9 protein-coding genes are annotated in these 11,013 nt (G+C 45.4%); 5 read left to right on the forward strand and 4 right to left on the reverse strand.

Features of this window, described 5'->3' with window-relative positions; translation table 11 throughout:
• Positions 1–5: 5 nt before the first annotated feature.
• Genes ACXAG2_RS20340 through ACXAG2_RS20350 form a run of 3 tightly spaced genes read left to right on the forward strand, consistent with a single transcriptional unit; the run spans position 6 to position 2,988 of the window.
• Positions 6–800 (forward strand): polysaccharide pyruvyl transferase family protein, encoded by a 795-nt coding sequence (locus tag ACXAG2_RS20340; RefSeq protein WP_474870024.1) that lies wholly within the window; start codon positions 6–8, stop codon positions 798–800.
• A 3-nt stretch (positions 801–803) separates the two neighbouring features.
• Positions 804–1,982, forward strand: a complete 1,179-nt coding sequence (locus ACXAG2_RS20345; protein ID WP_474870027.1) for a glycosyltransferase family 4 protein — start codon at positions 804–806, stop codon at positions 1,980–1,982.
• Positions 1,975–2,988 (forward strand): glycosyltransferase family 2 protein, encoded by a 1,014-nt coding sequence (locus ACXAG2_RS20350; RefSeq protein ID WP_474870030.1) that lies wholly within the window; start codon positions 1,975–1,977, stop codon positions 2,986–2,988. The genes ACXAG2_RS20345 and ACXAG2_RS20350 overlap by 8 nt, the downstream gene beginning before the upstream one ends.
• Here ACXAG2_RS20350 and ACXAG2_RS20355 read toward each other — a convergent pair.
• On the reverse strand, positions 2,978–4,402 hold the full coding sequence (locus ACXAG2_RS20355) for an oligosaccharide flippase family protein (RefSeq protein ID WP_474870032.1): 1,425 nt from the start codon (positions 4,400–4,402) through the stop codon (positions 2,978–2,980). The genes ACXAG2_RS20350 and ACXAG2_RS20355 overlap by 11 nt on opposite strands.
• 170 nt (positions 4,403–4,572) lie before the next feature.
• Between ACXAG2_RS20355 and ACXAG2_RS20360 the strand changes: the two genes are divergently transcribed.
• A complete protein-coding gene (locus ACXAG2_RS20360) occupies positions 4,573–6,174 on the forward strand; it encodes a polysaccharide lyase domain-containing protein (protein WP_474870034.1) in 1,602 nt (533 codons plus the stop codon).
• Between the two features lie 2 nt (positions 6,175–6,176).
• Here the strand turns inward: ACXAG2_RS20360 and ACXAG2_RS20365 are convergent, their stop codons facing one another.
• A complete protein-coding gene (locus ACXAG2_RS20365) occupies positions 6,177–7,106 on the reverse strand; it encodes a glycosyltransferase family 2 protein (protein WP_474870036.1) in 930 nt (309 codons plus the stop codon).
• Between the two features lie 232 nt (positions 7,107–7,338).
• Between ACXAG2_RS20365 and ACXAG2_RS20370 the strand changes: the two genes are divergently transcribed.
• Complete coding sequence (locus ACXAG2_RS20370; RefSeq protein WP_474870038.1) at positions 7,339–8,181, forward strand: sulfotransferase family protein; 843 nt, start codon at positions 7,339–7,341, stop codon at positions 8,179–8,181.
• Positions 8,182–8,256: 75 nt separating this feature from the next.
• Here the strand turns inward: ACXAG2_RS20370 and ACXAG2_RS20375 are convergent, their stop codons facing one another.
• Positions 8,257–9,651 (reverse strand): MBOAT family O-acyltransferase, encoded by a 1,395-nt coding sequence (locus ACXAG2_RS20375; protein ID WP_474870041.1) that lies wholly within the window; start codon positions 9,649–9,651, stop codon positions 8,257–8,259.
• The gene (locus ACXAG2_RS20380) at positions 9,648–10,688 is read right to left on the reverse strand and encodes an SGNH/GDSL hydrolase family protein (RefSeq protein ID WP_474870043.1); all 1,041 of its coding nucleotides are present in this window, start codon (positions 10,686–10,688) and stop codon (positions 9,648–9,650) included. The genes ACXAG2_RS20375 and ACXAG2_RS20380 overlap by 4 nt, the downstream gene beginning before the upstream one ends.
• Between the last annotated feature and the right edge of the window lie 325 nt (positions 10,689–11,013).

Genomic DNA, 11,013 nt, shown 5'->3' on the forward strand with positions numbered 1-11,013 from the left:
AACTAATGATTATCAATGCTCATAGAAGCAATGTTGAAAACATCGGTGACCTTCTGTCATCGCCATTGCGTTATTTCGACTTCCCGCAAAAGCAAGTCACGCTGGATATCCGTGATGAGATAAAAAAGATTGTGATGCTTGGAAAAGTTGGTGAGTTTTCACCGGTCAAAATGAACCTGATCGTTGGCGGCGGCGGACTGCTTGACAATGAGTACTTCGAAAAAAGTATCTATAAGCTGAACAACATCAAGTTCAACAGCATCATTTATTGGGGCGTAGGTCATAACCGCCATGATGACGACAATGTTGAACGTCTTTACGGCTCAACCAAAGAATTTCTGGATAAAGCCTCTCTCTATGGCGTACGCGATAACAAGCCTGATTACGAATTCTTGCCGTGCGTCAGTTGTATGCATACCGAACTGGACAAGAAGCATGCGGTGACAAATGACATTGTGATTTTCGAGCATGAGCACATTCCGCTGAAAATCGATGACAACAATATTCCAAAAATGCAGAACAATAATAATGATTTTCCGGGAGTTATTAAGTTTCTGGCCAGTGCTAATTATGTTGTAACGAATAGCTATCACGGTATGTACTGGTCAATGCTGATGGGGAAAAAAGTGGTGTGTATTCCCTTTTCTTCCAAGTTTGAGTTGTTTCCATTCGACATTCCCATGGGGAAAGAAACCGAGCTGGATAGTTTGTTGCAAAGGACTGTGGCACACGATGATGCCCTGGAAAAATGTAGGGCGTTGAACAGGCGCTTCTATGAGAAAACGTTAGAAGTTATTTAAACTATGAATATTTGCCTGGTCTGTAGCTTTTATCCGCCTGATGATGGTGGTGGAATCGGAACTTATATTTACAATCTGTCCAATGCATTAGCAGAGAAGGGACACGCTGTTACAGTGGTATGCCGTGCGCCTGAAGATGCAGTTGATACTCCACATCCTAATCTGACCATTATCCGGCGTCGTCCCCGTTTTATCCGTTTACTGGAACGTTTTGTTCCGGGGATCAGCTGGAGCTATCAGGTCAGTAAAATCTGTAAGCAACTCATTGCTGATGGCAAAGCTGATATTATTGAGTTTGCAAACTGGGAGGGGGCAGGGTTTATATTTCAGAGACTGAACCCGTCATTTCCGGTCGTTGTGCGCGTACATACTCCGTTTTTCGAAACGGTAAAAATTGAGGGAGGCAGCCTCACGTTCAAGCAAAAGGCTGTTTGCTTCATGGAAAAATTCTCATGTGACAACGCGCATTCACTGGTGTCGTCTACTGTTGCTCATGCCCGAACAATTGCAGAAGAATATGGCTATGGCACAGAACAATTCAAGATTCTGCCACTGGGCATTCCGGACACCCGGAATCCGGAAAGTGAAGTGATTGAATGGCCGCAAGACAAAACACCAAACATTCTTTATGTGAGCAGACTTGAGCATCGTAAAGGTACGTTAACGCTTCTTGAGGCCGTACCGGAGATGGTGGCACAACATCCGGACCTGCAGATCCATATCGTGGGTAAAGACAGGCCGCATGCGCCGGAAGGAAAATTCTTTAAAGCTTATTTTGAAGAGCATTATCCGGACTATACCGGCAACGTGATATTTCACGGCTTCGTTGCTGATGAAGATATTGAGGGCTTTTACAATGATGCCACGCTATTCGTCGTGCCTTCTGTTTACGAGTCTTTTGGCTTAATTTTCGTTGAAGCTATGATGAAAGCTCTGCCTGTCATTGCTTCATCAGGAGGCGGGATACCGGAAGTTGTTCAGCACGGCACTACCGGTCTGCTTTGTGAACCTTACAATGCGTCTCAGGTTGCCGCGTCGGTGAATAAGTTACTGGCTGATAATGCGTTACGCAATGAATTTGCGAAAGCGTCAGTCACTGTTTTTGAGTCAGACTTTACAGCCGGAAAAATGGCTGACAGAACCCTGGCTAACTACAATAATGTGGTAAGTAAAAATGCCTGAACAGCCCCTGGTTACGGTGATTCTGCCCGTTTATAACGGCGAGAAAACCTTGCCGCGAACATTGGATGCTTTGCTGGCACAAACCTATCCGAAGCTGGAAATCCTTGCCATCAACGATGGCTCAAAAGATCAAAGCCTGGCGATTCTGGAAGAATATCAAAAGCAGTTCCCGCAGATAGAGATCATCACGCGTGAGAATCATGGTTTAGTTTACACTCTGAACGAAGCCCTTTCCGTTGCAAAAGGAAAGTATCTCATGCGCGAGGATGCCGACGACTTTTCCGGGCCTGAACGTGCAACTGTTCAGGTAGAGTACATGGAGCAAAACCCCGACGTAGTTGTGTGTGGTGCCCGTTACCGCACCTTCGGCAATATCGAACGGGTAGTTGATATGCCTGTCACACCAGCGTCCTGTAAAGTGCATGCGTTATTTGGCCCGCCGGTTGCTCATCCCTCCGTTATGCTCCGTAGCGAGTTTTTGCGCGCCCATGGTCTGAAATACGAAGAGAAGAACAAACATTGTGAAGATTACGGTCTGTGGGTTGATATCATTTCTGCTGGCGGTGCGGTGAGTAATGTGCCGGAGGTCCTGCATAATTATAATAACCACGGCGAGCAAGTGAGTGTACTGAACGCCGGTGAGTCGACTAAAAATCACTACCGCATTATTGCTGAGCAATTACGGGGTTTGAATGTTGAGGTGAATGATGATTTGTTACCTCACGTTTATTATGCGAATAAAGGCTATTTGAAAACGCTGACCGTAAGCCAGTTCCTGAGGGTGAATGAGGTTTACAGTCGTATTTATCACAACGCGTCCGGCTATGATAAAGCGTGTTTGCAGGAACTGCTTTGTGAATTAACTGATTATAAAATTGTACATGCACTCGGTTTAGAAGGGTATTTTGCCCTCATGAAGGCGCCGCCTGATTACTATTCCTGCCGCGGTAAAAGTGCGCTTTTTATTGCTGCATTAAAGCGCACTGCAAAGAAAATTATTTCCTGACCTGGCGAATAAATTTTATTAGCTCCGGGGCGAACAGAAGCTTCAGTGTCAGGAAGTAAACTGCAATTCCGCCAGTCACTTTCAATCCGGTTAACAGAATATCTGATTGTTCTGCCAGCAATAGCTGGATCACCACAAGTGTTGCAGTCATTGCAGCGGAAGCAATGAAAGGCGCCTTAAATACACTAAAAAAGCCACTGAGTTCGATGTGCCTGGCTGAATCCCGGATGTGCAGGATGTACCAGGCTATATTACCTGCAAACACCAGCAGAAGCGCCAGAGTGATGTTGAAGAACACGCCAACTGACCACGCAACAATGGTAATTGCCAGTGCCTGAAGAGCCTGGGTTACTTTACGTTTTCCTTTACCTGCTGCAAACAGGCCAATACCACTGATTTCCTTAATTGAGTTGACTATCTGGATCAGGCAAAGAATCTGAATCACAGGAATAGCTGGTACCCATTTCTCACCTAAAATAAGGGGGACAAAGTTATCTGCGGTCAGCGCAATGCCAATGAACAATGGCATGGAAATGAAAATCGCGAAAAAAGCGGAATCCTTGATGTACTGTGCCAGCAGGGCTTTGTCTTTGGCAACCTTTGAAAACGTTGAAAGGGTGATGGACTGAACCACTTTTGACACCAGGTTAACCGGTTTTTCAGATATTGTTTTCGACATACGGTAGAAACCCAGTATGTTCGAAGCAAAAAACGACTGAATAAATAGTACATCAACGCGGGTATTTACATCCCAAAGTACCGAGGTAAAAAAGCTGCTGTTTACGTCTTCCCATAACTTCTTAATATTACCTAACCGGAAATTAAGCGCAGGGCGGGCCTGTGAAAAGTGACCGTAGCAAATCGTAGCAATTGTCTGTGACACAATGAGTGACAGGGTTATTGACCAAAATCCGAAGCCCGAAAATACAAGTATCAAATTCAGAGATGACTGCAGAAGTGTAGTGAACAGTTGAATTTTAGCGATAACCGGAAACTTCAGATTTTTGTTAAGCAGAGCCGAGTTAACAACTTCGAGAGGGCTGAGCAACAGTAACAAGGCATTGACAAGGATAAGGCTGGCGATCCCGTCTTTATCGAAGAGGCTCTCCAGACCGTCCGCAAAAGCGAATAGTATGAGGTAGGCGAAAACGTTGATGGCAAGCAGGAAGGTGAAAGCCGTATTGACTTCTTTTTCTTCCAGATCGTCTTTTCTGATCAGTGCGCCGGTGAACCCCAGTTTACCGGCCATCACGAGAAATCCTACAAGCATTTCGCTGGTGGCGAGGTACGCAAAGTCTTCCGGATTAAGAATTCTGACTACAAATAGCGTTGATATCCAGGATAATAACTGTCCTGAAATACCGAGGATTAAACCAAGTTTTAACCCGTTTTTTGCGGTACTCCCTATGCTCAAAACGTTTTCCCCGATTACAGCAAAATAAAATAGTTTGTGCTAAAGCAAAATTTAGAAAATACTATTAGGATACCGGTATACAGGCAAGAAGTAACCAGAATTCGTGTATGGCGCAGTTAGCGCCTCATTATGTATGGCTTGCCCGGATATTAATTTAAAAAAGGTTTCTTATGAAACATATCATACTTGTTGCACTACATTTCCTCACCTTCGCTTGTTTACAGTCTCCGGCCCATGCGATTCAGGGAGTACCGGTTCTGTGTGACACAGTTGATGTTTCCATCTACCAATGGGGCCACAGACATTACGCGGCATTGCCATCCGTTTTGGATGCTACGCCCGGTGAGACAGTAGAACATTGCTTTATTATTAAAGGCGTGGGTGAAAAACCGATACTGGTTACACCGCGGCGGTTTGATTTGTCGGTTAACGGCGAGCCCTTTGCAAACGGGTCTGAGCTGGAGATACATGACAATGACGAGCTGAGGATCAGAACCACTGCACCACAGGGATACGGGCAGAGAACTCACTCAAATATAGAGTTTGCCGAAACGGACCCGGATATTCGTCGTCAGCTGTTTTACATAAACTGGAGCATTCAGACACCCAATCCGCCACAGGGCGAGAAAGTCTGGTACGTAGGCTCTGACAAAGAATACACTCAGGTGAGTCAGATAGTCACCCGGTTACATGCTGGCGATACAATCATTCTCAATAAAAACGAAGCATTTGAGCCTTTTGAAGCACGCTATATTTCAGGTAGTGAAGAGTCGCCTGTTACGGTGACATCAAATGCAACGGTAGCCGCTGAACGACCCGTAATCTCAAGTGAAACCAATTCGCCGGGAATAAGGCTGCTTGGTTCGCATTACTGGCATATATCGAACATTCAATTCAAAGACAGCTATGTCTGTCTTAGCAGTGCTTCGGCTGGTACGGTGATAGAAAACAGCTTATTCAGCCACTGTATCTTTGGTGTGCTTGGCTCAGACTACGGTTCTGGCAATCTCACGATTAAAAACTCAGAATTTTGGCAAAGCGGCGGAAAAGTTGAGAGCGGTACTCCGTGGGGACACCCTGTGTATGTGGCGACAGATCAGCATGCTTTTCCTGACTCGAAACTGACGGTCACAAATAACTATTTTCACGACAATATGGGAAATGTTATTAAATCCCGTGCCCAAAGCACATTAATTGAGAGCAACTGGATTGAAGTTGGCGATGATCCACTGGCTCAATATTTATTAGAGCTAATCGGTTACGATGGTCGCTACGATTTTTACAAGCAACATCATGTCGTTCGAAACAACGTATTGATTCACGCCAGCGGTGGTTTGGGTAGCCGTATTGGCGGCGACGGTAAGAGTCCGTCCAGGGGCGCCGTTGTGCTTGAGCACAATGCATTTATATTTTCATCAGAGTTCAAACAATCCATCGTCCGTATAACCCAGGGCCTGGGCGAATTTAAAATGTATGGAAACTACATAGGTTTCCTGGGTGAGGAATACCAGATCCGTACTCTGGTTGATACGCTGACACCGGAACAGTGGGAAAAAGGCAGTCCGGATATCACCATTACAGACAATGCGTTTGGTGACTATGCTCTGTATTTACGGGCGATGAAATATGACCCGGATGATTACAGTCCAACTATAAATATCTATCCGACAGAAGCAGACGCAAGAACTGACCTTCAATATCAGGTTAAGCAGTTTCGTCCGGCTGCCGGCAGATACATTGACGTAGATACATCGCCATTGTTGCAACGATAAAGTTACTTGCCGTGAATAACTTTATATTCTTCGTGTTGAATCCCGAAAAAGCCCGCAATGGTGCCTGCTGCTGAGCAAATTCGGAATAAACCATCTATTCGTTTGGTTTTGTTCATCGTCAGTGCACCAGTCAAAAGATAAATCATGCCGCGGGCTGCGCGTACTCCGGCCATGGCCAGACAGCGGACTACGGCTTTATAACCGGGTTCTTCAAACAGGTGCGAGCGTGTGTATCCTATCCCTGAGCGAAACCCCCGCCGGCAAAACCACTTTACCGTAGCACGGCTTTTGGGAAATTCTTCTTCGACCGGGTTGTCTATATACAAACATTTGAACCCGCGGTGCCTTGCACGCAGAGCAAAATGGTAATCACTGGCACCGGTCATCGCAAAGCGGGAGTCAAACACCGGAGCCAGTTGTTCAAGCACAGGGCGGCTAATTAAAACATTGTTGGTATAGAACACATCAATGTAGTCGCCAGCCTTGTAGGGGTTTCTGCCATAAATTAAATCTACAGCCCATTCCGGCGTGCCCGGTTCGCCCACAGAAATAACATGACTGGTAACCACGTCAGCTTTTTGATCAACCGCACCCGCAACGAGTTTATTGATCCAGTCTGTGGCGTGAGGCCATTCATCGTCATCAATAAAAATAAGATAATCTGCATCAGATTTCAGAAATACATCCACGCATTTATTGCGTGCGGCAACAATACCCGGCTCTGGTTCTGTTTTATAAGTAACCGGTAATGCCGGGCTGGTAGCATCCAGAGCTTTAACCACAGAGGCTGTCGCCTCGTCACTCGCATTATCTACAACCAGTATTTCTGCTGAAATTTCATTGCTGACTTCTTGTTTTTCCAGCGCTACCAACAGCCGTTTTAGCCATTCAGGCCGGCGGCAGGTGATGACAGATACAATAACTTTTTTCAATGCAGTTCCTTGGCATAACAGATGCTACCGAAGAATAAATACTATCTATACACTATGCAACAACGTCCGGTTTGACAGTTTATATGTATAAGTGTTTTTTAATACCTGGCCGGCAGCATTGGCGCCGGCCTCCGGCTTTTAATCTTCCTGCTTCGCCGGTATGATAATTCCCTTATCCTCACGCAATGATACTGCGAAGTTCAGCGATCTATATCTTGATGAGATTACACGGATGCAAAACAATAAATGCCGTTATGCCTTTTTAGTGGGGTCGGCTAAATCCGGCACAACTAAACTTGCCGACTTGCTCGATTTACACCCACAAATTTGTCTGTCTGCAGATAAAGAGCCAGACACCTTTGCCGCGACGGATGTGTCGCCCGCGTTGTTAACCGAATACGATAAGCTGTTCGATAACACGTCGGCAGTAAGAATTGATGCTTCTACAGCTTACTCAGAGCGGCTGGACAGCGACAGAGTGGCCGCCCGCCTTGCCGAAGTGGACCGCGACGCAAAAATTCTATATCTGGTGCGCGACCCTGCTAAGCGCGCATGGTCTTCTTACTGGCATTACATTCGAAATGGTGTAGAAAAACGTGAGCCAATGGCGGCAATAGAAGATCAGCAATCGCCTCACTTTGTAGGATCCCGTTATCACTACCAAATGCAGCAGTATGAGAAAGCATTCTCCCGTGAGCAAATTCGCATTATCAAATTTGAGGATTTCATCAAACACCCGGAACAGATACTCGAACAAATTCTGACATTCCTCGATGTTGCACCAATGGAATTAAAAGAGGACGAATCAGGTAAGCAAACTAACCAGTCTTATCAGTGGAGCGGGCCGGCAGCAATACTGAAAAATGTCGATCCGAAGTATATTCAAAAGGCCACCAGACTTTTGAAAAAAGCCCTGCCTGAAGCATTAATGGATAAACTGAAGCATTCTGCAACTAAGCCGGTAGATAAAATATCTGACGCAGAGTACAAAAGGCTTTCAGCTCTGTTCAAGGAAGATTATCAACAATTGCTCAGTGAATACGCTGACGTATTTATTGCCCCTCAGAAAGACTGACAGAGGTTAGTTCAGCAGAAATAATCACACACAAAGTGCGTCCATTCCTCCGCCCGGTGGAATGGACATGTTGTGCTAAAACTGGAAGTAGATAAACGTCGGAGCGCCGATAGAGGCGCTGGCAAACAACAGTATCAGACCAACATAGACCATAGACTGGAACACTATCGCCGAGCGCAGGAACCTGGCTTTAATGTGCTCAACCAGCTTCACCGGCACAAAGTGCAGCACCACCGCCAGCGCCAGAATACTGAAGAATAACGGGCTAAGCACGGTACCACCGGTAAATTCAAATACACCGCTTACGTAAGCAGAGAAGTTCTCCATACTGGTTACACGGAAAAGCAACCAGCTGAATACAATCAGGTGGAAGTTCAGCAGGATCTTCATAACTGCTTTGCCGTTAATTTGCTTTTCGGTAATCAGGTTACGGGTAAACATCAGAATCAAACCGTGGAATGCGCCCCACAGAATGAAGTTGAACGCAGCACCATGCCACAGGCCGCCCAGCAACATGGTGATCATCAGGTTGCGATAGGTAAGCAGTTTTCCTGAGCGATTACCACCTAACGAAATGTAAAGATAATCCCTCAGCCAGCTTGATAGCGAAATGTGCCAGCGTTGCCAGAAGTCAGACGGGTTTTGCGCCATATAGGGGCGGTTAAAGTTGACCGGCAGTTTGAAGCCCATCATCAGGGCCAGACCTATAGCTACATCTGAGTAGCCTGAAAAATCACAATAAATCTGGAAGGTATACGCGTACAGCGCCATGATTAAATCGAACGACGAATAGTTCTCAGGGTTCTGGAAAACTGCGTCTACTGCCAGATAGGCAAGCAGATCAGCGATAACAATTTTCTTAAATAAACCCACAAAAATAAGCTGCAGCCCGTATTTAAATTCCTGTGTGGTAACTCTGGTGGGCAGATTAATTTGCGGTAAAAAGTCTTTTGCACGAACAATTGGCCCTGCAACCAGTTGCGGAAAGAAAGACACAAAAACCGCAAACTTGATGAAGGAGTGCTCAGGCTCAAGTTGTTTACGGTAAACATCAATACTGTAACTGAGGGTTTGGAAGGTGTAGAACGATATACCAACCGGCAGCAACAGCTGGTGGTACATGTCAGGTATATCAATACCAAAGAATCCCAGTCCCGTCTGGCTGGCTTCATAGAAGAAGTTGTAATACTTGAATATAGCCAGAATACCGAGGTTCAGCGTTAAACTGGCAATCAGTAACAGCTTACGCTTCTTCTGGTCTGATTCTTTACCAAGTTGTTTACCGATAAAGTAATCAACAACGGTCGACAATGCGATAAGGCCTGCATATTGCCAGTACCACGACATATAAAAGAAATAGCTGGCGATAAGCAGAAATACGTTCCGGGTATTCTCACGCTTATACACACTGAAAAAGATGATCAGAAATACCGGGAAAAACAGGGCGAACTGCAAAGAGTTAAATGTCATTTTGCGGCCCCTTCATGCTTAAGAATGTTGTCGAGATCTTCAGCAATAAGACGGGCAACTTCCTGGTGGCCAGCTTCATTAAAGTGAACAAAATCCATAAAGAACTCACTTTTCCCCGTTAACGCTCCGTTCAGGTCGATCAACGGAACATCATGTCGGGCGGCAATGTTACGCAGTCTTTCATTGTATTTATTAACCGTTTTTATCCAACCGGTAGGTGACAAATAACTATTATATTTCACCAGCCCGACTTTTGTCTGGAAGCGCATTGAATCCACATTGTCGAGGTTGTGCGACACCGCAAAGGTAGAGAGTACAGGCTGGATATGTAATTCATCACATGCCTTCAGAAAAGACAGGATCTCGTTATCGAAGTCTTCATTGAAGCGTTCAGGCAGTTCCTCGTGCAGCGCCCCCTGCAGCTTAATGCTGCCACCAATAATGTCATGTAAATGCCCGTACAATGACGTTTCCTGAATTTTGGCTGAGATTGCCGTTACATCAAAAATGCTGTGGTTCTCGTCCGGTGCTGTTATTTCACCATCCGATGTAGCGTTAGACGTGGTTAATGCCCGTTGTTGCGCGCTGATAATCATACTCATTTGATACAGCACACTTACTTTTGGCGGGAACTCGTTGCTGTAGTTGTGTAGTAACCCGATATCCTGTTCTACCGTCATGCCGCCTTTGCTGCCATTTATCACTGCGCAATCCGGCAAATTCTGAACATGATCACAAATCAAATTAGGAAAGACCTTTGGCGCAATAATACGGCCACCTTCAGCATGAGACGCCGATGCAATCCAAATCAAATTTTTATAGTGATGAGACGGTTCAAGAACCTCGCTTTTGAACGGAAAATCGTCAACCGGGCCAAACTTTTTTGCAGAAAGGGAATGTGTGTCTGTATCACTCTTCGCCGGTTCGCTGTTTCCGGCCACTGTGTTTATGGCTTTTACGCCAAAAAACAACGTATCGTAGCCTCTTTTATAAGCACGATATTCAAGCGCAGCTTCAAGAAAAAGTATAATTATCAATGATATGAAAAGATAAGAATAGAAACTTCGTACAACTTCTTTCATATTAAGTGTGAGTGATTTGTAATATATTATTCGGTATTGTGCAGTAAGTAGAAGCGCTAAATCAATAGTTTATTAAATACACAACAGTGGCCTGACAACGGTACTGACTGCGTTATAACCACCCTAAAGGGCGTTGTTGCCTAAATTGAACTTTACAGCGTTTACCTGATCAGATCGTCATATTTCCTGATGGCGAAGGCGAATGGCACGCCTATAAACATGGCAGAGAGAAACGGCGTCGCTGGCGCAAACTGCATGTCGCCGTTGACAGTGCGACGCA

Source organism: Alteromonas sp. ABH4_456, from assembly GCF_056160645.1.